This window comes from Paenibacillus tengchongensis, from assembly GCF_008973665.1.
Lineage (GTDB): Bacteria > Bacillota > Bacilli > Paenibacillales > Paenibacillaceae > Paenibacillus_AQ > Paenibacillus_AQ tengchongensis.
The window spans coordinates 165,922-188,740 of sequence record NZ_WACP01000011.1 but is presented as its reverse complement, the minus strand read 5'-3'; the positions used below and the strand labels follow the sequence as shown (position 1 = coordinate 188,740).

The window sequence follows — 22,819 nt, the reverse complement described above, 5'->3', positions numbered from 1 at the left end:
ATTTCACCTCTTCATAGATTGCAGCATAGGCAGCCATTCTTCATTAACCGCCTCGTTATCGATCAGCAGATCGCCCAGCCAGTCCATGGCCAGCCCGTTAATCTCGTCGAACAAGAGCTCAGTCATTGTGCCGGCAGCAGCTGCGATCCGTTCAGCGGCGGATAAGTTTTCTTCCGCCACAGCCAGAATCACTTCCCGCTGGAGCGAGGTCAGGCTGGTAACGAACCCGCTCCAGGCCGGATCTCCCGCTTCCGCTGGTGTTTCGTCCACTGCAGCCAAATTGGCAGGTCCGGCAGATACTGCAGCGGGATCACTCGGAACTGCGGCGGGATCACCCGTAACTGCGGTAACGCCTGTAACTTCTGGGGAACCGCCCGCAGGAGCAGCGCCTGTTCCGCTGAGCACCTTACCGCTTACTTCATCTATTGTAATCGGATGCTCTGCAGCCATCGCCGGCAAGGATTCTGCAGCCTGCACTTCTGCGCCGCCTTCACTCAATGCTTCCGGCTCCGTATCCTCTACCGTCAGCAGCGAGCGGACCATCTCCGAATCGCTCTGCAGCCGCTCCAGCTTCTCCCGGTCGATGACGACGGCGGGCCCTTTGTTGGCCTGCTCCGCCTTGCGGAATTCATTTCGCAGGAAACGCGTAACCAGCTCCTCCATATCGGCGTCGACCCTGACATCCTTCAGCCGCCCGCGGAAGCCCAGCAGCTCCCGCAGCTTGTTCTCGGTCAGCCGGAACAGCCGGGTGACCAGGCTGCGCAGCGGCGGAGACTTGCTGATCCGCACCACCGGCACGAGCACGGAGTATCCGTACAGCGAAATATCGTACACCGCGCTGCGGAACAGATACCGCTCCCGCGGAATGGCCGGGCCGGGCGGAAACATCTCCAGAAGCGTCTGGCCGTGCTTACGCTTCACATAAGCATCGATCAGGGCGACCACCATAGGAATGTATTTCTCTAAGGCTTCCTTGCCTTCCCCGGCATAGAATTTGGATTTGCTGATATCGTAGTCGGACATCACCGTCAGCGCATCGAAGGTTAACTGCTCGGATGCTCCGGTGAGGCAGCGCATCAGCTCCAGCTCGGCGAGATCCCCGGCGAGCCCGCGCGAGCGGGCAATGATGCGGGAGAGCGGAATATCCAGCTTGTGGACGAAGGAGAAATCGGCAATCCAGCCGCCCAGATACTGATCCAGACGCTTAAACTGCTCACGGTAAGCCTCCCACAGCTCCCACAGCTGGCGCAGCCCTTCTTCGGGTACGTCCCAGCCGACGCCGTTAATCAGCTCGTACACATGCAGGAAGATATAAGAGAGATCCGTCTTAAGGTAGTTCCCCGCCCTCGCCTCATCGCGCCAGAAGAAATACCAGCGGCTCTGTGCGCCGGTCATATGGCCGTAGGTCGGCCAGTAACTCTTGAACGGGACGAACAGCGCCGCCGGCTCCTTGTGGTCTGCAAGCTCTCTGGCCCGCACCACGAACTGGCTCTCGGTCGTCGTCACCGGCTCCGTCTTCGTCTCCATATCCCAGAGCTGCAGTTGAACAGCCGGCTCAGCCGCTTTCTTCTCCCGCTCTGTCACGGCAGCCTGCGGCACTTGTGCCCGGTCGTCTTCCCGGGAGGGAATCGGCAGATTGTGCTCCGTATTCTCCCAGACCAGCTCTGCGAAATGCGGCTCACGCCCGTCATTCTTCATAGGTCATCACTCTCGATCCATATTATAAATAACCCCACAAAGTGGTGCCTTTACATGGAGGCTAGCCCCGGAAACTTATAAATTCTGTATAAGTAAAAAACGGTTCTGTTCACAAAGTGTGAAGAACCGTTAAAGTAAGCTCTGCTTGTTCCATCAAGTCTGCTGCTCATTTCACTTCTCTCATCTTATCATTCCCGCTTATAGGCAGCAAGTTAAAATAAGAATTAGTGTTCCCGTTGTTCAGGATAACTCCGTGCCTTTGGTCTCTTTGCCGAGAAACAATACGGCGAGCGCGCCGATAATGATGGTCACGAAGAAGATCATAAAGATCGAGCCGATGTCTACCGATCTGGCAACCAGCAGGCCGACCATCGAAGGGGCCAGTATGCCGCCGATCCGTCCGAAGCCCGCAGCCAGCCCGGTTCCGGTGGAGCGGACCGCTGTCGGGTACAGCTCGGGGGTGTAGGCGTACATGCCGCCCCAGGCGCCGAGGTTGAAGAACGAGAGGCAGATGCCGGCCGCCATCAGCATGCCTTCTGTATCAGCGTTCCCGAACCAGATGGCGCTGAACGCCGTGAACAGCAGGTAGATCACGAGCACAAACTTGCGCCCGTATTTCTCAATGAAATAAGCGGCTGTGAAATAACCGGGCAGTTGCGCCAGCGTCATAATGAGGACATACTCAAAGCTCTTGACCAGACTGAAGCCTTTAAGCACCATAACGGAGGGCAGCCACAGAAACATTCCATAATAAGAGAAGACGACGGTAAACCACAATATCCACAGCATGATCGTCGATTTGCGGTGCTCGGAGGACCATACCGCCGCCACACGCTTACGCAGCGATACCGGAGCCTGCTTCACCTGATTGAACCGCGGGGAATCATCGATGGCCTTCCGCAGATAGAGCGCGTATAGCGCCGGCACTGCACCAATCAGAAAAGCCGCCCGCCAGCCGTAATCGGGAATGACGAAATAGGCAATCAGCGCGGAGGCAATCCAGCCGATGGCCCAGAAGCTCTCCAGCAGGACAACCGCCCGTCCGCGTTCCTTGGCAGGCACGCTCTCGGAGACGAGCGTCGAGGCAACAGGCAGCTCACCGCCCAGGCCGAAGCCGGCGACAAAGCGCAGCATGCACAGCACCGCGTATCCCGTGGCGAACGCCGATAAGCCGCTGGCGGCCGAGAAGATCAGCAGCGTCCAGAGCAGCACCGATTTACGGCCGAACCGGTCGGCCAATAGTCCTGCCGCAGCGGCGCCCACCGCCATCCCCACGGAATTTAAGCTCGTTAAATATCCGATTTTTTCCGGACCCAATTCCCACTCCTTGGCCAGCGCGGCCACCACAAAAGAAATCATTCCCACATCCATGGCGTCAAACATCCAGCTGAGGCCCGCACTCATCAGCAGCTTGCGGGATTTCGGCTCACGGAGCAGCGTCATTTGACTCATCTACAAGGCACCTCTTCCTTCAACCCGTACTCTTATTGGTACAACTTGGGTTTCACTACCACATTCTAAAATTGCAGCACTTAAAAATCAAGGAATAATGCGGCGTTAAAATACTGCCGTGCCAGCGCCTGAAAATAACAGGCCTGTACGGAGACCGCTGCAATCATGAGCATATTCCGCACAGCCTCGATCTGCGGCCGGGTGAGATGGCTGAGACGCTTCATTAAATTATCCGCCGCCGCCTTCAGCGGGCTGTCCGTTTTTCCGTAATATGCCTCCAGCGAACTGAGCTTAATAAGGCCCTGGGCCTGCAACTCGGGATTGCGTTTGATTTCTTCAAACAGCTCGGCATACCCGAAGTACAGCTGCGCCGGTTCCACCAGGTCATCGTCATCGCGTTCCGGGGCCAGAAACAGGATGCGGAACAGTTGGCGGATGCTCTCAAAGTCGAGTGACGCTTTCAGGTCATCGACCATGAACAGCATTGCGGCCTGGTTGAGCGAATATTTTTTGCCGATGCGCGGGGCTCCGAGGTACTCCTTAAAATCGCGTTTCACCCAGTTCTGCATCGCCGAAGCGGACAGAGTCGAGTATTCAATAAGATGGCCAAGCGCGGCAATATCACCCAGGGAAAAGCCTTTGACGATGCCGCCTTTAATGATCTTCTGCAGAATCGGCGGAATGTCCGTAGACAAAAAAGCCGGGAGGGTCCTGCCTTTTTCCACCTCTTCCGGATGGAATTTCGACCAGGCTTCCTGCAGAATTTGCAGCGGCTTATGCTCGGAGTTACCGGTGAGCGCAAGCAGCAATCCCGACATCTCTCTTCGGCTTAACGTAAAAGTTTCCATGATGGCCTCCCTTCACCATTTGATCTTTTAACAAAAAGTTCGTACAATAGGTTCATATGAACTCATAATATGAGTATAACCTATTTTAACGACGAGAGGGATGGTAAAGATTTTATGGGTATAGGACTTAGTTTAACGCTTGTGGCAATTCTGATTATTTTAACCGCTTTTTTTGTGGCTTGCGAGTTTGCGATGGTGCGGCTCAGAAGCTCGCTGATCAGTCAGATGGTGCTGGAGGGGCGCAAGAATGCGCTCGCGATTCAGAGGGTCTCGGCCAACCTGGACGGTTATCTGTCCGCCTGTCAGCTGGGCATTACGATTACGGCGCTGGGGATCGGTGCGCTGGCGGAGCCCGCATTTGAGCAATTGCTGCTGCCTGTATTCGATGCTACAGGGATCAGCCACAATGTATCGGAGCCGCTGGCTTTCGCCCTGGCCTTCCTGATCGCAACTTTTCTCCACGTGGTTGTCGGGGAGCTTGCACCTAAGACTGCAGCTATCAATATTCCGGAAAAAATCAGTCAGATTACCGCACCGCTGATTATTTGGTTCTATAAAATTCTTTACCCCCTGATTTGGCTCATGAACGGCTCGGCCAACCTGCTTGTCCGGATGTTCGGCATGAAGCCGGCCAGTGAACACGGGGATGCGCACTCCGAGGAAGAGATCCGCCTGATTCTGTCGGAGAGCTACGAGAACGGCAAAATCAACAAAGCCGAATACGGCTACGTGAACCGGATCTTTACTTTTGACGAGATGCTGGCCAAGGAGATCATGGTGCCGCGCACCGACATGGTCTGCCTCTTCACCGACCATTCGCTGCAGGAGAATTTCAGCATCATCCGCAAGGAGCAGTACACCCGTTTCCCTGTTGCGGACGGCAGCAAGGACAACATTATCGGGATGATCAACACCAAGCAGCTGTATCTGCAGTATGACAATAACCCTGATTTTGACTTCAAAAAGCTGATCCTGCCGATTCTGACCGTATCTGAAGTAACGCCGGTCAAGACGCTGCTGACCCGCATGCAGAAGGAACGCGTACACATCGCCCTTCTGCTCGATGAATACGGCGGTACCTCTGGCCTGATTACCATCGAGGATATTCTGGAAGAGATCGTCGGGGAAATCCGCGACGAATTCGACGGCGACGAGAGCAAGAACGTGGAGACTCTCGGCGACAATCATTACATCTTTGACGGCAAGGTTTCCCTGCTGGAAGTGAAGCAGCTGACCGGCCTTGATTTCCACGACGACGAAGTGACGACGATCGGGGGCTGGCTGTACAGCCACATGCCGGAGCCGGCCATCGGCAAGAGCATGATCCACGACGGCTTTGTCACCCTTACCGTGCGGGAGATGAACAAGAACCGCATCCGCAAGGTTGAGGTGTTCATTGACCGGCCGCTGAACGATGAAACGGCAGAACTGCTTTCGGAATAATAAATTTTTATTAGTAAAGGCGCTCCCGCGGGAGCGCCTTTTTTTAGACTTATTAAGAAAGTTTATACCGGGGTCCCCGCAAAGCACCTGAATCAGCTCCTTGCCAAAGCCCCATTTTGTGGGGTCACATTATTAGCTGCATATGTATTAGATCGTGAAGGCGGAGGTGCTGTCAGTCTGCCTGCAATATTTTACCCATATAGTACTCATCCACCCATGCCCCGTCCACCTTCAGCGATTTCTTCTTGAGACCCTCAATCTCGAAACCGTTCTTCGTATAGAGCGCAATCGCCCGTTCATTATGCACCATTACTGTAAGCTCCAGCCGGACCATGCCGGCACGCCGCGCCCAGGTGTCCAGCTCGCAGAACAGTGCAGAGCCGATGCCCATCCCCTGATACTCCCGCAGTACTCCTGTAACCAGATACGCGCTGTGTCTGATCCGGTTCGCCTCTCCACCGCCGGCCGACAAATAGCCCGCAAGCTTACCTGCGGTCTCCGCTCCGATCAGGAGCGAATTAGGCGCTTCGGCATACCCCCGGATCATCGACTCCACCTGCTGGACGGTTCGCTTGCGCTCCCCCGGCTCCAGCATCATAAACGCAGACTCTTCATCGAGACTATGCTGCAGGGCCAGCAGCTCCGAAGCATCCGACGAAGTCAATTCTCTGATTGCAAATCCCATCTTGTAAACACCTTCCCATCCTCACTGATTATCCTTTAATTCTTGTCCGTCATTCGTGAGCTTCAGCATCTTGGTGAACAGCCTGCTGCGGTCCCCGTCATACCCCAGCCTCTCATAGAAGCGGTGGGCGTCCGTTCTCCGCGCGTTGCTGGAGAGCATGATCTTCTGCGCGCCGTGCGCGCAGGCCACTGCTTCCGCATGGCGCATCAGCGCCTCGCCAACCCCTTGTCCCCGATGCTGCGGCAGGGTGACCACCCGTTCGATGACGGCAAACGGGCGGTCACCGCACAGCGCATCCATGCATAAATGCAAATGGGCTGTAGCCACCGCCTCACCGTCTTTTTCATAAATATAAAGAAAACTGCCCGGATTTGCGGCAATCTGCCCGATTCTATCGGGAAGCACCTTAATCCCTTCGCGGTCCGGCAGCAGGATGCGGTATAACACCTCCAGGGAAGACGCATCCTTAGCCGCTGCCTCTCTAATCATTCCATCTCCCCTCTCCGCCTCTATCCGGTCAGCATCTGCAGATCATAAGCACATTGCCGTCCGGGTCCTTGAAGTTGAACCAATGGTCATGTTCAATGTCGGTAATGATCTCTGCGCCGCTTGCTTTGACATAATCATAGGCTGCATCGATATCTTCCGTATTCAGATGAAACGCAGGGATTTTCAACACCGTTTCCGCCGTATAGATTTTGCTGTCGAGCACAATATTCGGTCCTTCCATCGGCAGTACATACAAATGTCCGAACAGGACTTCGCCGTCCTCCGGAAGCTCCAGCAAGCTGCAATACCAGCTTTTCGCCTTCTCAATGTTGCTTACCGGAATAAAGACTGCGCCAATCTGATTCAGAATCGGACTTGTCACCGTATAAACCTCCTCATGAGATGCTGGAAATGAATTGTCCTGTAATGAGTTCGCTAAAATCAGCCAATTTCCTCCCCGCTGTCGGAAGGCGGGTGCAAGTTATGCTATAATCTTGGAAGATCATTATCGGACGTCAGGAGAATGAACTTTGGCTAACCTATCCTTCGGACATATCAGACTTACACCGCCAAAAATACTGTCGCTGGGCTTTGCGGCACTCATTCTGATCGGAACCGTGCTGCTCTCGCTGCCTGCCGCTTCTACGGGCGACCGAATTTCGGTCATCGACGCCATGTTTATGGCCACGTCGGCTACCTGCGTCACCGGGCTAGCTGTCATCGACACCGGCACCCAGCTCACGGTATTCGGGCAGATTGTTCTGCTGGTCCTGTTCCAGTTCGGCGGGCTCGGCTTTGTAACGATGGCCACCTTGATTACCCTTGTGCTTAACAAACGGATCTCGCTAAAGGAACGCCTGCTGCTGCAGGAATCCATGAATCAGCACTCGATGCAGGGGATTGTGAAGCTGATCCGCAGGGTGCTGATTTATTCACTGGTGATTCAGCTGGGCGGTGCCGTGCTGCTGGCTGCCAGGTTTATGCTTGATATGCCGGCAGGCAAAGCCCTGTACTATGGCATCTTCCACAGCATCTCCATCTTTAACAACGCCGGCTTCGATTTGTTCGGCGATATTCACGGCCCGTTCGCCGGTTTGACCCGGTATGTGGAAGACCCGGTCGTCAACATCACCTCGATGCTGCTGATTTTTCTTGGCGGCATCGGCTTCATTGTGCTTTCGGATCTTCTGGATTATCCGAAGCGCAAGCGTCTTACGCTGCACTCCAAGGTAGTGCTGACCGCCTCCGCAGCCCTTATTATTCTTGGAGCAGCACTCTTCTTCATGCTGGAGCTGTATTCCACGCTGGCGCCGCTGCATCCGGGCGGCAAGCTGATGGCCTCCTTCCTGCAGGCGATTACGCCGCGCTCCGGCGGCGTAACCACCATCGATATAACGCTGCTGCGGGAGTCGACCCAATTCATGCTGATCCTCATGATGTTCATCGGTGCCGCTCCGGGTTCCACCGGCGGAGGGATCAAGGTGACCACCTTTGCCGTGCTGATCAGCACAGCCTATGCCCGTATCCGCGGCAGAGAGGATATCGTCATGTTCCGCAACCGGATTTCCAAAGAGACAGTCTACAGGGCCATCACCATGACCTTGCTGTCGCTGATGCTGGTATCGGTTGCTACAATGATCCTGTCCGTGACAGAAAGCGCCGATTTCCTGACCGTGCTGTTCGAAGCGGTATCGGCGTTCGGGACCTCCGGAATCACAATGGGTCTGACTCCGCAGCTGACCACAGCCGGCAAGCTGCTGGTGATTCTGCTGATGTTCGTCGGCCGGACCGGACCGCTGACACTAGCCTACGCCATTAAGCCGAAGAATAATAAGGAATTGTACCGCCATCCGGAAGGCAATATCACGATCGGCTGAATTCGGCTGAAATATTCCTTATTTCATAGAAATGCGTTCCTGTGCGCGGCGGGGTTGCCGTATACAGGAACGCATTTTTGAGGTTTATGGTTCTTCCGTTGCTTCCGCTTCGTTGTCCAGTGCGGCATCAAGCAACTCATCGAACAAATCGTCATCCGTCTCCAGCAGAGCATCCAGCGACAGAAACTGCTCTTCGCTGCCCGGCTCGCCGGCAAAGCTCAGACTATAATCCCAGTCTTTCCCCTTTTTGCTGAAAAAGGTGATTTCATAAGGAGCTTTGTGGTCACTGTAATGAAATACCGTCTTCCCGATATAATGGTTGTCCTCATCGCGGCCCATTGCCGCCCTGACGATCTGCACGCTCATAGCCTGTCCATCCTTTCCTCGCTTCAACATTTTCACCAACTCAGTATAACACTGAAATTACCGCAAATCCTATGTTTGTCAGCATAATTGACATTTTTCATCCGGCGGTTAATAATTTAATACAATGCTTATACGATAGAAGAAATCAGTAATGGAGGAGAAGATATGACCCATTTCGAAACACAGCTTGATCAGTACGCTGAACTCGCGGTAAAGATCGGCATTAATATTCAGCCGCAGCAAACGCTGGTCATCAGCGCCCCCATCGCCGCTGCGGAATTTGTCCGCCTGATCACAGCCAAGGCCTATGCCGCAGGAGCAAGCCTGGTAAAGGTTAACTGGAGCGATGAAAGCATTACGCGCCAGATGTTCCTGAATGCCGCTCCTGAAGTGCTCACGACAGCACCAACCTGGTTCGCCGGTGAGATGACCGAGCTGGCCGAGAATGGCGCCGCCTTCCTGAGCGTTGTTGCCGAGGATCCCGATGCGCTGAAAGGCATTGATCCGGGCCGGATTGCCGCCTACCAGAAGACACGCGGAGCAGCGCTTACCAAATACCGCGAATATCAGATGTCCGATAAGGTCAGCTGGAGCGTCATTGCGATTCCGACGCAGGCCTGGGCGGATAAGGTGTTTCCGGATCTTCCGGCGGAGCAGCGGGTCGACCAGCTCTGGGAAGCCATCTTCCATACGGTACGGCTTGATTCCGCAGACCCTGTAGCCGCCTGGCAGACCCACTTGGACACACTGGAAGCGAAATCGGATGTATTGAACAAGAAGCAATACAAAACGCTGCACTACATAGCTCCCGGCACCGACCTGACCATTGATTTGCCGGAGAATCATCATTGGGCCCAAGGCGACAGCATCAATGCCAAAGGCCATACCTTCGTAGCCAATATGCCGACGGAGGAAGTGTTCACCGCCCCGCTGAAGACCGGAGTCAACGGCACCGTTCACAGCACCAAACCGCTGAGCTACGGGGGTAACATCATCGACGACTTCTCCATTACCTTCGAGAATGGACGTATCACAAGTGTCACTGCCGCAAAGGGGCAGGATTCCCTGGAATATCTGATCAGTCTGGACGAAGGCGCCAAATATCTGGGCGAGGTTGCACTTGTTCCGCACAAGTCACCGATCTCCGAATCGGGCATCCTCTACTTTAATACGTTGTTTGACGAGAATGCCTCCAACCATCTGGCCATCGGCATGGCTTATGCCTTCTGTCTGCAGGGCGGAAAGGATCTGAACCAGGAAGAACAGGCTGCCCGCGGCCTGAACCAGAGCGTAACCCACGTCGATTTCATGATCGGCTCGGCGGACATGGATATCTACGGAATTCTGCCGGACGGAACCCGTGAGCCGGTCTTCCTCAAAGGGAATTGGGCATTTTAAGCAAACAGAGACAGTTTATGGAGGAGAGAATGTACATGCTGAATTTTAAGCAAAAGCTGGAGAACTATGCACTGCTGGCAGTTAAAGTGGGAGTCAATATCCAGCCCGGTCAAACGCTGGTCGTCAATGCTGATATTGCCGCAGCCGAACTGGTTCGCCTGGTTGTACGCAAAGCCTATGAAGCCGGCGCGAAGCTGGTCAAAGTCAATTATACCGACGAATATGTAACCCGGTCCCGGTACGATCTGGCTCCTTCGGAGAGCTTCCTGGAGCCGCCGACCTGGCAGGCCGACGAGCTTGAAGATTTGGCCCGCAAAGGCGCTGCCTTCCTGACGATTATTTCAGCCGACCCCGATCTTCTGAAGGGTGTGGAAGCAAGCCGCATATCCGACCAAATGCGCACCGTAAGACAGGCGCAAGCGCCATACCGCGAGATGATGATGTCCAACCAGGTCAGCTGGAGCGGCATCGCCTTCCCTTCTCCTTCCTGGGCAGCCAAGGTATTCCCGGATGTACCGGCTGAAGAGCAGGTAGAGCGGCTGTGGGACGCTATCTTCAAAGCGGTGCGCGCGGATCAGGAAGATCCGCTTGCCGCCTGGAGCAGCCATCTGGATGGCCTCCGGCAGCGCTGCGAACTGCTGAACACCAAGAAATACCGCAAGCTGCATTATACCGCAGCCGGAACAGACTTGACCGTGGAGCTCCCTGAAGGCCATATCTGGTGCCAGGCCGGAGCTGTCAACGGCAAAGGCGTTCCTTTCCTTGCCAATATCCCGACCGAGGAAGTGTTCACCGCTCCGCTGAAGAGCGGCGCGAACGGAAAAGTGAGCAGTACCAAACCGCTTAGCTACGGCGGCAATATTATCGACCGTTTCACCCTGACGCTGGAGAATGGCAAAGTGACCGGATACAGTGCCGAAGTCGGCCAGGAAGCGCTGGCATCCCTGCTATCGATGGACGAGGGCGCAGCTTATTTTGGCGAAGTTGCACTTGTACCGTACCATTCGCCGATCTCGGAGAGCGGTATTCTGTTCTACACTACGCTGTTCGACGAGAATGCCTCCTGCCACATTGCCTTGGGCGCAGCCTATGCCTTCACGCTCCAGGACGGAATTCATTTGACCCGGGAGCAGCTTGACGCCAAAGGCATGAACCACAGCCTGACCCATGTTGATTTCATGATGGGCTCCGCCGATATGAATATCGACGGAATTACGGACGACGGCACTGCCGAACCTATCTTCCGGGGCGGGGACTGGGCTTAACAGCGTTCCTATATATGCGAGTAACCGCCTTCCTAAGCCGGAGGGCGGTTATTTGTTGCGGGCAGCTGCCCTTAATCAAGGTCTTTACTTGCATTCTTGATGGACCGTTTGACGAACAGCAGCTGGACCCAGGTCATGACGAGGAAGAAGACGGTGCCTCCGGTCAGATTCTCCAGAAGCGTCATCAGCAGGTTCTCACCCCCGCCACTCTCCACTACATCAGATCCAATCATTAATGCCGTATACAGCACGGCAGCTGTGCCAGAAGCCAGCATATTTACTTTTTTGAACTCTTTCAGCTCTGACATGCTGTCTGAGGGCAGGTAAAGCCCGCCTCTCACGGCACGGAATGTATAATATACGCAGGCCGCCATCACGATCAAGAAGCTGTCCAGCCAATACCGCAAATCCCAGCTGAGAATGAATACTTTTACGAACACACTCACCAACGCCCCGGCAAATAGGATCACAAAGGCGTGTGATCCTATTCTTTGCAGTTCACTGACTACACGTTCGTCGGTTATTCTCCGTCCCTTCATGCCTGATCCTCCCAAAATAATTCATTTAATGTAACCCCGAGCACCTGGCAAATCGCAATACACAAGCGGATCGTCGGATTATATTTGCCCGCTTCGATCAGTCCGATCGTTTGCCTTGTAACGCCTACAGCCTCCGCCAGCTGTTCCTGGGAAAGCTGCTTTTCCGTCCGCGCCAGCTTCAGTTTGATATTCTTCTGTTCTTTCACCGCATCCTCCCGGTTTATCTTATTTGCAAGTATTGTAATCTATAACGGTCATTATGTAAATTATATATTGCACATAAAGGGAAAAGTGATCCTGCAGCGAATCATTTCGCTTAAAAGCTGCTCCTGGGCAGAACAGCCACTGCATTGGAGGAGGTGATTATTTGAACGAACTGGTTATTGAATGCTGTACGCTGGACGACCTGGATCTGCTGGCTGCACTGAACAAGCAGCTGATTGAGGATGAACAGCATGACAATCCGCTGAATGTTGCCGGGCTTAAGGAGAGAATGCGGGGCTTTCTAGAAACGGATTACCGCGCTTACAAGTTCATGGCCGGGCCCGCCGTCGCCGGGTACGCTCTGGTCAACCACAGCCGTAAGCCCCTGTATTTACGGCAGTTCTTTATTGGCCGGGACAGCCGAAGGAACGGTTATGGCAGACAGGCCTTCACCAAGCTGCTGGAGGTGTTAAATGCAGAGGCCATCGAAGTAGATGTATTGTCCTGTAACGAACGCGGAAGGCTGTTCTGGACAGCACTCGGCTTCCGGGAGCGCAGCATCTGTATGCGGCTGAGTGAAACCGATAAATATAGAACGAGCAACGGTAAATGCCCGCAAAACACCCCCAAAATTGAGCTTTAGTAAGAAGTTGATTTAAGCGATTTGCACGAACCCCGGTATATATTTTCTGTAAGATCAAAAAAAACACCGCCTGACGGCGGTGTTTGCTCTTGGGTTCAGCCAAAACGGCCCATAATATATTCCTGCGTCATCTGATTATCCGGGTTGCTGAAGATCTTCTCCGTCTTGTCATATTCAACCAGCGATCCAAGATAGAAGTAAGCGGTGAAGTCCGAGATCCGCGCCGCCTGCTGCATATTGTGGGTCACAATGACAATCCGCAGCTCTTCCTTCAGTTCCTTAATCAGCTCCTCCACCTTGCCGGTAGAGACCGGATCCAGCGCCGATGCCGGTTCATCCAGCAGCAGAATCTGCGGATTGACGGACAAGGCGCGGGCGATGCAGAGACGCTGCTGCTGCCCGCCGGACAGAGCCAGCGCGGAGTCCTTCAGGCGGTCCTTGACCTCATCCCACAATGCTGCGCGCCGCAGACTGCTTTCAACGATCTGGTCCAGTTCCTTCTTGTTCTTAATGCCATGGTATTTCGGGCCGAAGGCAATGTTGTCGTAAATGGATTTATAGAACGGATTCGGCTTCTGCCAGACCATACCGATCTTCTGCCGCAGCTTGATGACATCGGTGCCTGGAGCGTTGATGTCAACGCCGTCGATCCAGATGCTTCCCTTGGTCGTTGAGCCGGAAATATCGTCGTTCATCCGGTTCAGGGAACGCAGGAAGGTCGATTTGCCGCAGCCCGAAGGACCGATCAGCGCTGTAACTGTATTCTGGGCGAAAGGCAGGCTGATCCCCTTCACTGCCTCGTAGGTTCCGTAAAAAATACTCAGATTCTCCGTTTGAAATGATTCACGCACTGCAGCCGCTGTTCCCATCCATACTCCTCCTCAGTCTTCCTCTATAAAAGTCTTAGTTCATCCGCTTGGAAGCGGTCAGCTTACGGTAAATATAGCGTCCGAAGAAACGGGCGGCCAGGTTGAAGATCAGCACGGTGATGACCAGCACGGCGGATGCGCCAGCGGCGATCTCCGCAGCATCCGGAGCCAGGCCTTCACTGTTGACCTTCCAGATATGCACGGCCAGCGTCTCAGCCGGGCGGAACGGGTTCAGCGGTGAAGATGGGCTAAGCGGGTTCCAGTTGCTGAAATCGAGGCGCGGGCTGCTCATGCCCGCTGTGAACATCAGTGCCGCCGCTTCCCCAAAGACACGTCCGGCGGAAAGGATTGTGCCGGTGATAATCGTCGGCAGCGCCACTGGAAGCAGGACGGACGTAACGATCTTCCACTTGGATAGCCCAAGTGCAAAGCCAGCTTCCTTCTGCTGCTTCGGCACAGCGCGGAACGCCTGCTCCGTAATACGTACCATCAGCGGCAGGTTGAAGACGGTCAGCGCCAAGGCACCGGACACCAGCGAGAAGCCCAGATCAAAGTAATTGACGATCAGCAGGAGACCAAACAAGCCGACGATGATCGAAGGAAATGAGGACAATACTTCAACGATCAGGCGGATGAAGTTGGTCAATCTGCCCGGACGTGCGTATTCCGCCATGAAAATACCTGCACCAAGGCCCAGCGGCACGGTGATCAGCAGTGTCAGCACCAGCAGGAACAACGAGTTGAACAGCTGCGGACCTACCCCGCCCCCAGCGCGGATCTTCTGCGGCGCAGAGGTCAGGAAGTCCCAGCTGATATGTCCCAAGCCGCGGACCAGAATATATCCCAGCAGCCCGATGAGGATGGCTACGATAAGTAAAGCTAAGGCTACAATAACGGTAGTGGCTATTTTGTCAGCGGTTCTCGGCTTCAAATCTTATTTCTCCTTTCGAGCATTCTTACGACGAGGACAAACAGGAATGTCATCAGCATAAGAACCAGCGCCATGCTCCACAGCGCGTTATTGTGGGTAGAGCCCATAGTGGTATTGCCCATGCTAAGCGTAATGACGCTCGTTAAGGTTGAAGCCGATTCAAACAGTGACTTCGGTACGAACGGGGCGTTCCCGATAACCATCTGCACAGCCAGCGCCTCGCCGAACGCGCGGGCCATGCCCAATACCACACCAGTCATAATAGCCGGGAAGGTCGTTGGTAGAATCACCCGGGAGATCGTCTGCCAGCGGGTAGCGCCGAGCGCGAACGAGGATTCCTTCAGGTTCTGGGGCAAAGCGGCCAAGGCATCCGCGGCCACACTGGTGATCGTCGGCAGAATCATAACCGACAGTACGAGCGCGCCCGCGAATACCCCGATGCCTTGTCCTGGGAACGTGTCGCGCAGGAAAGGCACGATGACACTCAGTCCCACAAAGCCGTATACAACAGACGGAATCCCCGACAGGAGTTCAATGACCGGCTGCAGCAGCTTTTTGCCCCAGCTTGGAACGATTTCAGTCATGAACAGCGCCGCGCAGATGCTCAAAGGACTGGCGATAAGCGCTGCAAGCAGCGTGACCAGGAACGAGCCGGAAATGAACGGCAGTGCACCATAGGATGGGGTTTCCGCATCAGGAGCCCATTTGGTGCCTCCAAAAAATTCAGACAGCGAAACTTTGCCGCTGAAGAAATTCGCCAGACCCTTTGACGCGACAAAATAGACCATTGATACAATGATCACAACTAATAGCAGGACGCATAAGGACATGTAGGAACGTCCGATGAGATCCTCGATATGATGCTTCTCAAGCCTTGTTTTCTTTGGTTTTACGCTCAAGCTGCTCCCTCTTTCTAAAGTGAAAAGAGAGGCAGAAGAATTCCGCCTCTTATCACATGAAGTTCAAAACATTCTTAATGGATAGTGCCTGAAATGCCCAAGATTTACTTTGTGGTTACATTTCCCTCAACATCGCGGGATACCTGCATCTGGGAAGCAGGAATGTATCCAAGCTCAACCACGTCGGTGGTCTGCACTTCGTCAGTCAGGAAATAATCAAGGAAAGCTTTCACAGCGCCGGTAGGCTCGCCGTTAGTGTACATATGCTGGTAGGCCCACACCGGATAGTCACCGGAAATTACATTGTCAACGGATGGCTCTACGCCGTCGTAGTTCAGTGTCTTCACGGAGTCATCCAGGTAAGACAGGGCCAGATAACCGATGGCTCCTGGAGTTTCGCCGATCATTTTCTTAACGGTGCCGGAGGAATCTTCCTGAATGGAGCCTTGAAGGTCTTCCGTTTTGGTTCCCAGGGCAAAGGTTTCAAAGGTAGCGCGTGTGCCCGAGCTGGCCGGACGGTTGATGATCTGGATCGCCTGATCGGCGCCGCCTACTTCGCTCCAGTTTTTGATTTTACCGGTGAAGATATCAACCAGCTGCTGCTTGGTCAGGCTGTCCACACCGGCATCCGGATGGGATACAGCCGCGATAGCTACTACCGCTACCTGGTGGTCAACGAGCGCTGCAGCTTTTTCCGCGTCGTCATCCTTCAGCTTCTCTTCAGCGAATACGTCGGAGTTGCCGATATCGACTTGCTTCTCAGCCACCTGGGTGAGACCTGTGCCGGAGCCGCCGCCCTGTACTTGAATATCTACGCCGGTGTTGGTTTCCATGAAGCGTTCAGCGACCTGCTCAACGAGCGGTTGCAGCGCCGTGGAACCCGAAGCCAGAATCGATCCGCTTAATTCTGCGCTGCTGTTCTGTGTGTTGTTTGCAGCGGTGTTGTTGCCTGTGTTATTGGTTGCCGCATTATTTCCCCCGTTGTTGCCGCATGCCGAAAGTGCTACTACACTGGTTAAAGCCAAAGCCATGATCCACGATTTCTTCTTGAATTGCATTGTTGGTTGTCTCCTCCTGAGTGTTTTTCCGTACGCCTGCTTCTGCGGCCTTTTTATCTGTGCCGTTTACAGCAGTTGCCGGGTTTTGTGAGTTGTCAGCTGCATGTGTTGCTAATCGTACAAAACTCACTTTTGGAAGCTGCGCCGGATAATGATGGTTCTCGTATCTGACATTTCTTATTCTAGAGCTCGTTCGTTAGATAAAAGTATTGATTTTGTAAAGTGAAAGATAAAAATACAAATAGTAATTGAATAACTCTATAGATATAATCTATATTAAGCAGATGATTTGTTAGTCATTTGTAATTTAAGCGGAGGAAGAGCCATGAATATTGTGAAATTGCAGATCGTTGTGTTAATTGAAAAATACAAAAAAGTGACGGATGTCGCCGCCGAGCTCGGGCTGAAGCAGCCGACGGTATCCTTTCATATGAAGAGTCTGGAGAACGAGCTGGGGGTCAGCCTGTTCCAGTACCGCAGCGGACGGGTCCTGCTGACGGATGCCGGGCGGGCGCTGCACCAGTATGCGGTTCGCATTGTCTCGCTTACGGCGGAAGCGCAGCGGAGTGTGCGCCAATTCTCTTCCCTCTCCTCAGGACATCTGGAGCTTGATGCGGCCTATATACCCGGTACTTATATTGTTCCTAAAATAACCGCGCGATACATGAACCTGCATCCGGGAATCCAGATTTCTCTTTCCGTTCTGTCCGACCATGTCGTGCGTGAACGGCTGCGGTCGCGGGAAATCCAGCTCGCCGTGCTGCACGGAAGCGAGAATGCTGACGAGACCATCCATACGCTGCCCATCTGCCGGGACGAGATTGTGCTGATCTTTGCGCCTGATCATCCTTTTGCCGGTAATGATGAATTGACACCGGAGATAGTGGCGCGCGAGCCATGGATCAGACATGATCCCACTTCGTTTATGCGGGGTTACGCCGACCGCTGGGCACAGCAGAACCAGGTCCGTCTTTGGAGTAATGTGGTGATTAATTCACCAGAGGCGCTTAAGCGGATGATCGGCGAGGGTGGGTGTGTCGGACTGTTCTCCAGAACGGGAATCGCCTCCGAGCTGGCGGCAGGCACGCTGAAATGTGCGGCTCTGCCCGGGTCACCGGTCGAGAGCAGCCAGATCTTTCTGGCCTGGCGCAAGGATTATACGCTGACTCCGCTGCAAGAAGCGTTTGCGGCGCTGGCATCAGAGCAGGAAAGTGGCCCGCTGAACATTAATCCCATTACTAATTAATCTCATTAATAATATTCAAACAATAAAAAAACCGGCCAGACCCGCAGCATGCAGCCATCCATGCGGTTCTGACCGGTTCGTTCAGTTAATGCGGCTTGACCGCCGCCAATGTAAACGTCTTGGGAATGCCTTTATCGTAAACGTCCGATGACAGGTTGGGCTCTTCCGCCAGTTCCCTGATCATCAGACCGGCCTGTGCTGCAGCCGTAACGATCTCGCCCAATGTCCAGCGGCGCCAATACACGACGCTGTGTCTGCCTTCCTCCCCTGCTTCGCCTCCGGACGAAGGCAAATATTTGGAGTATGAAACCCGCTTCTCCTCCAGTGCCGTGTCGAAATAATCGCCGCTTACCTTGTGCTTGCGGACTTTAGCCGTCGAACCTTTGGAGGAGATCAACTTGGTGGTCACCGGATGGAAATCGCGCAGTACGAATCTCCCGCCGGGAGCGAGCAGCTCCATCACAGTCTTCATGAAGGGCTGCAAATCGGTAAAATAGTGTACGATTCCCATCTCCGCAAAGACCAGGTCATAAGTTCCTCTCTTCACTGTATCCGGCAGTTGCAGTACATCGGCAACAACATACTCCAGTTCTACGCCGGCTTCCCGGGCGAGTTCACGCGCATAACGCGCGTTGGCTTCCGAGAAATCGGCCACCGTCACCTCTGCACCCAGAAGAGCAAGCGCCACCGCCTTCATCCCGTTCGAGCCCATCAGGTTCATCACCCTGCGGCCTTCTACTTCACCTAAATAATCATTCAGCGGGAAGAGCCTTCCCGCCGGCTGCTGTGCCAGCTTGGCCGCTGCCTCCGCCGGCGCTCCGAAACGGGCAACCCAGGCAGTATACGTATCCTCGTTCCACAATTCCTCGCTTGTAGGCCCATCCGGGCGGGATGGTTCCCGCGATTCGTTATATTCATTCATGCCATGAAATACTCCTTTAATTCATCAGATTTCAATCTTATGAAGCTTCGGAAAGCTTGCTCTCGGCCTTTGTGGTGCGTTCGCGTCCCGTATACAGGTAACCGGCCAGACCGCCGAGAACGAGAATGCCGCCGGCCCATTGCAGAGCCGTCAACCGCTCACCGAGCAGCACAAACGCCAGCAGGCTGGCGCCCACAGGCTCGCCCAGAATATTCATGGACACTGTTGTGGCCGAAGCGTACTGCAGAAGCCAGTTAAACAGAATGTGCCCGAACACTGTAGGCACAACCGCCAGCAGAACAAAGATCCCCCACTCACGGGCAGGATAGGCGAAGAAAGCAATGCTGCCCAGCAGATTATACACGGCAAACACAGCGCCGGCTGTAATAAACACAAGCAGGCTGTACAGATACGCCGGCATACGGGAGACCAGTCTCTGCCCGAGCAGCATATGTACGGCCACTGCCAGCGTGCCTCCGGCGGACAGAAGGTCGCCCTTAATGTTGTCGGCGGATAAGCCGATATCGCCCCAGCCGATGAGGGCAATCCCGGCAATGGCAACTACCATGCCGAGAATGGAGGCTAGGCTGGTCTTTTCCCGGTAGAGGAGGTAGGCACCCAGCATAATGAATGCCGGCTCCAGCGCAACAATCATTGTAGAACTGGCTACGGATGTATACTCCAGTGAACCCATCCAGAGCAGAAAATGCAGGGCAAGCATAAACCCGGAGCAGGCGATCAGCAGCCAATCCTTACGCCTTAATTGCAGTAGCGCCCCAGTGTAAGGCCGGGCAAAAGGCAGCATCAGCAGCGAAGTGAAGAGCAGCCTGTACATACCCTGCACAGAAGCGGGTGCTTCGGACCATTTTATAAAAATGGAAGAAAATGAAATGGCAACGATACCGACCAGCATCAGCAGGGGTACCGGAAGCGGGGGTTTCTTACTGTTCACGATTGAAGCTTCCTTTCACCTGAAAATAAGTCACTATGTAAATTTACCGCAAGTCGGCAGGAAATGCAGCAGGTAATTTTCATTATATTCACACTTCCGGCCGGCTGTCCCGTCAAAATAAAAAGCACAGACCGTAAGCTTCCAAAGGTCCATGCTTTTCCCCACCGGGCTCCTATGGCTTCAAGATAACCTTGATACATTCTTCCTTCTTATCATTGAACACATCATACCCGTGCTCTGCGCGGCTGATCGGCAACTGGTGGGTAATGATATCGGTCGGGTCGAATTTGTTCTCCTTGATCATCTTGTACAGCATTGGCATGTAGTGGATGACCGGCGCCTGTCCCATCTTCAGGGTAATATTGCGTTCAAACAGATGGCCCAGCGGGAACATATTGTAGTTCAGTCCGTATACGCCTACCAGCTGAATGGTTCCGAACTTGCGGACAACCTCGGAAGCGATGCGGAAGGCTCCGAGCGAGCCGCCCTGCAGCATCAGTGTGGTTTCGATTTTCTCCATCACCGACTTCTTCGCGTCAAGTCCGACACAGTCAATGACAACATCGGCGCCGCCGTTCGTAATCTCCTTCAGGTGCTTTTCGAAATCTTCCGTTTCCTCAAAATTAAAAATCTCCACGTTGTTCGTCTTCTTGGCATGAAGCAGCCGGTATGGAATGTGATCCACCGCAATGACCCGTGCAGCCCCCTTCATCCAGGCGAACTTCTGGGTCAGCAGGCCGACCGGTCCGCAGCCGAGCACGATTACCGTATCCCCCGGCTTCACGCCGGCATGCTCTACGCCCCACCAGGCAGTAGGCACAATATCGGAGAGGAACAGCAGCTTCTCATCCTCCATCTCCGCGTCCTCCGGCACGACAAACGGGCCGAAGTTACCGTAAGGGACACGCAGCAGTTCTGCCTGCCCGCCGGCAAATCCCCCGTAAGAGTGGGAATAGCCGAGATAGCCTCCGGTATCCTTGGTGTCATTGGCATGATCGCATTGGCTCTCCATCTCATGCTGGCAGAAGTAGCATTGGCCGCAGGCGACGTTGAACGGGACGATGACCCGGTCGCCCTTCTTCACCTTCGTGACCTCGGGACCGACCTCTTCCACTATGCCCATCGGCTCATGGCCGATAATATAGTCGTCATTCATGCCGGGAATTTCCCCGTTAAAAATATGCAGATCCGAGCCGCAGATCGCCGTCGAGGTAATACGTACAATAATATCGTCTTTCTTCTCCAGTTTGGCGTCGGCGACTTCTTTAACCTCTACTTTCTTCTTGCCCTGATAGGTTACTGCTTTCATGTGATGGACCACTCCTTCGGATGTTGGATTAGAAACATAGCTGCCTGAATGGTTAACGCATACTATGTTATAACCCTAAAACTCCGGAGTTTATCCGCTTTTCCTGTAAAAAACTTACGTTTTCCCCTCCCTGCTCCGCAACGCTTCAGGGATTCTCCGCAGCAGCTGAGGGCGGATGAAGCAGCGGGGAATACATCATCAGCGCATGATTCTCCGCCACCGGTTCGTCACTGGCCAGCTCGCCGGAGCGGGTATACCCTTTGCGCCGGATCCGGTTACTGCGTACATATCCGCCCCAGGGCTCCATGTGAATGACATGGTCGGATTCGTAGATTTCATAGGAATATAACGGCATACCGTCACAGCGCCATTCTCCGTGCAGATGGGTGTCATCCAGATGCAATCGCAGCTGGTAAGTTTGATCCGTCGGATTATACAGCTGCAGATTCAAATAATTATAGGCGCAGGTGGCACCGCTGCCGAAGGGCTGCGTCCGCTGCTCATCCGGGAAGACATCATAGCTGTGCCGGTGCCGTTCCGTCACCGTAAGCGGAGTGTGCAGCGCCATCCAGTAGATCAGATTGGAAAGCTGGCACAGCCCTCCGCCCGTACCGGGCCGGAAGCCGCCGTAATACAGCACCATTCCCTCCAGATAGCCTTTGCGTCTTGTAGGCTTGCCGATAGTGCGCCAATAAGAGAAGGTCTCCCCCGGGTGGATCAGCAGACCGTCCAGCCTGGCGGTGGCTAGGCGCAGATTCACGATCTTGTTGTATTGCAGCTGCATATCCACATTGCGCAGACGGCGCAGCAGCGGTGTTGCGTGGCTTGCCGCTGTGAACGGCAGATTCTCCGCGTCGCGCGCCTTTGCCCTCCTGCCCGGTGAAGCCAGCCAGTGCATATAACGCTTCATTGTAAAATAACGCTTTCCGGCAAATTGCCGCAGGCGCGAGCGCCGGATAGGCCGCAGATTCGCGGATGCCCCGCTCATACAAATCTGATCTCGTGCTCCGGCTTCAGCACGGCGAACCGGCCGCCCAGGACAGAATTATGGTGCTTGACGATTTCTCTGGCAGTGAACCGGCCGTTGCCAAAGGTACTGACGGCATCCTCTACAAGCACGCTCGAATAACCGAGACTGTAGGCCCGGCGACAGGTTGTATCTACGCAGAACTCGCTTTGCAGGCCGCAGATGACCAGGCTTGTGATCCCCCGGCTCTGCAGCTCCTCGTGGAGCGGTGTGCGGTGAAAAGCATCCCAGGTCGGTTTCTCCACAATAAGTTCACCGCTCCGGGGTGCGATCATCCGGCTGATCTCCCAGGTGGGCAAGCCCCTGGTGAACTCCTCGTCCTCCGTATGCTGGATATAAACCACCGGCGCCCCGGCCTCGCGCGCCTTCTGCAGCAGCGAAGCGATCCGTTCCATGACCCCTTCCTCGTCATACATCTTCTCGTCATAAGAAAACATCGCTTCCTGGACATCAATAATCATCAGTGCGGTTGTCATTCGCGCAGTGCTCCCCTCGATAAATTGCCTGCCGCTGCTCTTTAGCTGCTCTTTTAGCTGATCATCTTCTGATTATATCAAAAGCAGCAGAGAACACACGCAGAATTTCCGGGACTTTGCATAGTCCCCCACAAAGTGGGGCCTTGGCATAAAGTCGATTCAGGTACTTTGCGGGGAACCCGTTACGTCCTTTCGGGCATGTCAAAAAAGCGGGGTTCCCAGG

The 22,819-nt window shown here is 54.2% G+C and carries 24 protein-coding genes; 6 read left to right on the top strand and 18 right to left on the bottom strand.

From position 1 onward, the window contains the following. Positions 1-3: 3 nt before the first annotated feature. The 3 genes from F1381_RS18935 to F1381_RS18925 form a co-directional block, all read right to left on the bottom strand. Positions 4-1,698: a TerB N-terminal domain-containing protein gene (locus F1381_RS18935; RefSeq protein WP_151736400.1), complete on the bottom strand. Its 1,695-nt coding sequence runs from the start codon at positions 1,696-1,698 to the stop codon at positions 4-6. 240 nt (positions 1,699-1,938) lie between these two features. Then, entirely contained in the window at positions 1,939-3,150 is a 1,212-nt protein-coding gene (locus F1381_RS18930) for an MFS transporter (protein ID WP_151736399.1), read from the bottom strand. A gap of 80 nt (positions 3,151-3,230) precedes the next feature. After that, positions 3,231-3,998 (bottom strand): DUF1836 domain-containing protein, encoded by a 768-nt coding sequence (locus tag F1381_RS18925; protein ID WP_151736398.1) that lies wholly within the window; start codon positions 3,996-3,998, stop codon positions 3,231-3,233. Between the two features lie 114 nt (positions 3,999-4,112). On the opposite strand from F1381_RS18925, the gene F1381_RS18920 reads away from it, so the two are divergent. Next, the gene (locus tag F1381_RS18920; RefSeq protein ID WP_151736397.1) at positions 4,113-5,441 is read left to right on the top strand and encodes a hemolysin family protein; all 1,329 of its coding nucleotides are present in this window, start codon (positions 4,113-4,115) and stop codon (positions 5,439-5,441) included. A gap of 172 nt (positions 5,442-5,613) precedes the next feature. On the opposite strand, the gene F1381_RS18915 is transcribed toward F1381_RS18920, so the two are convergent. Genes F1381_RS18915 through F1381_RS18905 form a run of 3 tightly spaced genes read right to left on the bottom strand, consistent with a single transcriptional unit; the run spans position 5,614 to position 6,997 of the window. Further along, entirely contained in the window at positions 5,614-6,126 is a 513-nt protein-coding gene (locus F1381_RS18915) for a GNAT family N-acetyltransferase (protein ID WP_151736396.1), read from the bottom strand. Positions 6,127-6,147: 21 nt separating this feature from the next. Next, the gene (locus tag F1381_RS18910; protein WP_151736395.1) at positions 6,148-6,615 is read right to left on the bottom strand and encodes a GNAT family N-acetyltransferase; all 468 of its coding nucleotides are present in this window, start codon (positions 6,613-6,615) and stop codon (positions 6,148-6,150) included. Positions 6,616-6,643: 28 nt separating this feature from the next. After that, entirely contained in the window at positions 6,644-6,997 is a 354-nt protein-coding gene (locus F1381_RS18905; RefSeq protein WP_151736394.1) for a VOC family protein, read from the bottom strand. Positions 6,998-7,145: 148 nt separating this feature from the next. Between F1381_RS18905 and F1381_RS18900 the strand changes: the two genes are divergently transcribed. After that, entirely contained in the window at positions 7,146-8,492 is a 1,347-nt protein-coding gene (locus F1381_RS18900; protein ID WP_151736393.1) for a TrkH family potassium uptake protein, read from the top strand. Positions 8,493-8,576: 84 nt separating this feature from the next. Here F1381_RS18900 and F1381_RS18895 read toward each other — a convergent pair whose 3' ends face one another. After that, a complete protein-coding gene (locus F1381_RS18895) occupies positions 8,577-8,858 on the bottom strand; it encodes a hypothetical protein (RefSeq protein WP_151736392.1) in 282 nt (93 codons plus the stop codon). Between the two features lie 165 nt (positions 8,859-9,023). Between F1381_RS18895 and F1381_RS18890 the strand changes: the two genes are divergently transcribed. Both F1381_RS18890 and F1381_RS18885 read left to right on the top strand, forming a co-directional pair. Continuing rightward, positions 9,024-10,256 (top strand): aminopeptidase, encoded by a 1,233-nt coding sequence (locus tag F1381_RS18890; protein ID WP_151736391.1) that lies wholly within the window; start codon positions 9,024-9,026, stop codon positions 10,254-10,256. A 35-nt stretch (positions 10,257-10,291) separates the two neighbouring features. After that, positions 10,292-11,521: an aminopeptidase gene (locus tag F1381_RS18885; RefSeq protein ID WP_151736390.1), complete on the top strand. Its 1,230-nt coding sequence runs from the start codon at positions 10,292-10,294 to the stop codon at positions 11,519-11,521. A 71-nt stretch (positions 11,522-11,592) separates the two neighbouring features. Here F1381_RS18885 and F1381_RS18880 read toward each other — a convergent pair whose 3' ends face one another. Together F1381_RS18880 and F1381_RS18875 are read right to left on the bottom strand one after the other, a co-directional pair. Beyond that, positions 11,593-12,060: a DUF6773 family protein gene (locus F1381_RS18880; RefSeq protein ID WP_151736389.1), complete on the bottom strand. Its 468-nt coding sequence runs from the start codon at positions 12,058-12,060 to the stop codon at positions 11,593-11,595. Continuing rightward, positions 12,057-12,266 carry a helix-turn-helix transcriptional regulator gene (locus tag F1381_RS18875; protein ID WP_151736388.1) on the bottom strand — a complete coding sequence of 70 codons (210 nt, stop codon included), beginning with the start codon at positions 12,264-12,266 and terminating at the stop codon, positions 12,057-12,059. The genes F1381_RS18880 and F1381_RS18875 overlap by 4 nt, the downstream gene beginning before the upstream one ends. A gap of 161 nt (positions 12,267-12,427) precedes the next feature. On the opposite strand from F1381_RS18875, the gene F1381_RS18870 reads away from it, so the two are divergent. After that, positions 12,428-12,907, top strand: coding sequence for a GNAT family N-acetyltransferase (locus F1381_RS18870; RefSeq protein ID WP_151736387.1), 480 nt, complete (start codon positions 12,428-12,430; stop codon positions 12,905-12,907). 95 nt (positions 12,908-13,002) lie between these two features. Here F1381_RS18870 and pstB read toward each other — a convergent pair whose 3' ends face one another. The 4 genes from pstB to F1381_RS18850 all read right to left on the bottom strand — a co-directional run bounded on the left by pstB (position 13,003) and on the right by F1381_RS18850 (position 16,664). Next, a complete protein-coding gene (gene pstB, locus F1381_RS18865) occupies positions 13,003-13,776 on the bottom strand; it encodes a phosphate ABC transporter ATP-binding protein PstB (protein WP_151736386.1) in 774 nt (257 codons plus the stop codon). A 34-nt stretch (positions 13,777-13,810) separates the two neighbouring features. Further along, positions 13,811-14,707: a phosphate ABC transporter permease PstA gene (pstA, locus tag F1381_RS18860; RefSeq protein ID WP_151736385.1), complete on the bottom strand. Its 897-nt coding sequence runs from the start codon at positions 14,705-14,707 to the stop codon at positions 13,811-13,813. Further along, complete coding sequence (gene pstC / locus F1381_RS18855; RefSeq protein WP_246188100.1) at positions 14,704-15,606, bottom strand: phosphate ABC transporter permease subunit PstC; 903 nt, start codon at positions 15,604-15,606, stop codon at positions 14,704-14,706. The genes pstA and pstC overlap by 4 nt, the downstream gene beginning before the upstream one ends. Positions 15,607-15,710: 104 nt before the next feature. Then, on the bottom strand, positions 15,711-16,664 hold the full coding sequence (locus F1381_RS18850; protein ID WP_151736384.1) for a phosphate ABC transporter substrate-binding protein: 954 nt from the start codon (positions 16,662-16,664) through the stop codon (positions 15,711-15,713). 325 nt (positions 16,665-16,989) lie between these two features. On the opposite strand from F1381_RS18850, the gene F1381_RS18845 reads away from it, so the two are divergent. Next, entirely contained in the window at positions 16,990-17,910 is a 921-nt protein-coding gene (locus F1381_RS18845) for a LysR family transcriptional regulator (RefSeq protein WP_151736383.1), read from the top strand. Between the two features lie 85 nt (positions 17,911-17,995). Here the strand turns inward: F1381_RS18845 and F1381_RS18840 are convergent, their stop codons facing one another. The 5 genes from F1381_RS18840 to F1381_RS18820 all read right to left on the bottom strand — a co-directional run bounded on the left by F1381_RS18840 (position 17,996) and on the right by F1381_RS18820 (position 22,596). Beyond that, positions 17,996-18,832: a class I SAM-dependent methyltransferase gene (locus F1381_RS18840; protein WP_151736382.1), complete on the bottom strand. Its 837-nt coding sequence runs from the start codon at positions 18,830-18,832 to the stop codon at positions 17,996-17,998. A gap of 37 nt (positions 18,833-18,869) precedes the next feature. After that, a complete protein-coding gene (locus F1381_RS18835) occupies positions 18,870-19,784 on the bottom strand; it encodes a DMT family transporter (protein ID WP_187355447.1) in 915 nt (304 codons plus the stop codon). Positions 19,785-19,956: 172 nt separating this feature from the next. Beyond that, the gene (locus tag F1381_RS18830) at positions 19,957-21,093 is read right to left on the bottom strand and encodes a zinc-dependent alcohol dehydrogenase (protein ID WP_151736381.1); all 1,137 of its coding nucleotides are present in this window, start codon (positions 21,091-21,093) and stop codon (positions 19,957-19,959) included. 145 nt (positions 21,094-21,238) lie between these two features. Next, the gene (locus tag F1381_RS18825; protein ID WP_151736380.1) at positions 21,239-22,081 is read right to left on the bottom strand and encodes a VanW family protein; all 843 of its coding nucleotides are present in this window, start codon (positions 22,079-22,081) and stop codon (positions 21,239-21,241) included. Beyond that, a complete protein-coding gene (locus F1381_RS18820) occupies positions 22,078-22,596 on the bottom strand; it encodes a cysteine hydrolase family protein (protein ID WP_151736379.1) in 519 nt (172 codons plus the stop codon). The genes F1381_RS18825 and F1381_RS18820 overlap by 4 nt, the downstream gene beginning before the upstream one ends. Positions 22,597-22,819 lie beyond the last annotated feature (223 nt).

Coding starts and splice junctions, on each gene's coding strand:
- F1381_RS18840 (WP_151736382.1), bottom strand. CDS start 18,832: ATGAATGAATATAACGAATCGCGGGAACCATCCCGCCCGGATGGGCCT.
- F1381_RS18830 (WP_151736381.1), bottom strand. CDS start 21,093: ATGAAAGCAGTAACCTATCAGGGCAAGAAGAAAGTAGAGGTTAAAGAA.
- F1381_RS18820 (WP_151736379.1), bottom strand. CDS start 22,596: ATGACAACCGCACTGATGATTATTGATGTCCAGGAAGCGATGTTTTCT.
- F1381_RS18825 (WP_151736380.1), bottom strand. CDS start 22,081: ATGAGCGGGGCATCCGCGAATCTGCGGCCTATCCGGCGCTCGCGCCTG.
- F1381_RS18935 (WP_151736400.1), bottom strand. CDS start 1,698: ATGAAGAATGACGGGCGTGAGCCGCATTTCGCAGAGCTGGTCTGGGAG.
- F1381_RS18845 (WP_151736383.1), top strand. CDS start 16,990: ATGAATATTGTGAAATTGCAGATCGTTGTGTTAATTGAAAAATACAAA.
- F1381_RS18895 (WP_151736392.1), bottom strand. CDS start 8,858: ATGAGCGTGCAGATCGTCAGGGCGGCAATGGGCCGCGATGAGGACAAC.
- F1381_RS18930 (WP_151736399.1), bottom strand. CDS start 3,150: ATGAGTCAAATGACGCTGCTCCGTGAGCCGAAATCCCGCAAGCTGCTG.
- F1381_RS18915 (WP_151736396.1), bottom strand. CDS start 6,126: ATGGGATTTGCAATCAGAGAATTGACTTCGTCGGATGCTTCGGAGCTG.
- F1381_RS18880 (WP_151736389.1), bottom strand. CDS start 12,060: ATGAAGGGACGGAGAATAACCGACGAACGTGTAGTCAGTGAACTGCAA.
- F1381_RS18850 (WP_151736384.1), bottom strand. CDS start 16,664: ATGCAATTCAAGAAGAAATCGTGGATCATGGCTTTGGCTTTAACCAGT.
- F1381_RS18910 (WP_151736395.1), bottom strand. CDS start 6,615: ATGATTAGAGAGGCAGCGGCTAAGGATGCGTCTTCCCTGGAGGTGTTA.
- F1381_RS18885 (WP_151736390.1), top strand. CDS start 10,292: ATGCTGAATTTTAAGCAAAAGCTGGAGAACTATGCACTGCTGGCAGTT.
- F1381_RS18890 (WP_151736391.1), top strand. CDS start 9,024: ATGACCCATTTCGAAACACAGCTTGATCAGTACGCTGAACTCGCGGTA.
- pstB (WP_151736386.1), bottom strand. CDS start 13,776: ATGGGAACAGCGGCTGCAGTGCGTGAATCATTTCAAACGGAGAATCTG.
- F1381_RS18925 (WP_151736398.1), bottom strand. CDS start 3,998: ATGGAAACTTTTACGTTAAGCCGAAGAGAGATGTCGGGATTGCTGCTT.
- F1381_RS18920 (WP_151736397.1), top strand. CDS start 4,113: ATGGGTATAGGACTTAGTTTAACGCTTGTGGCAATTCTGATTATTTTA.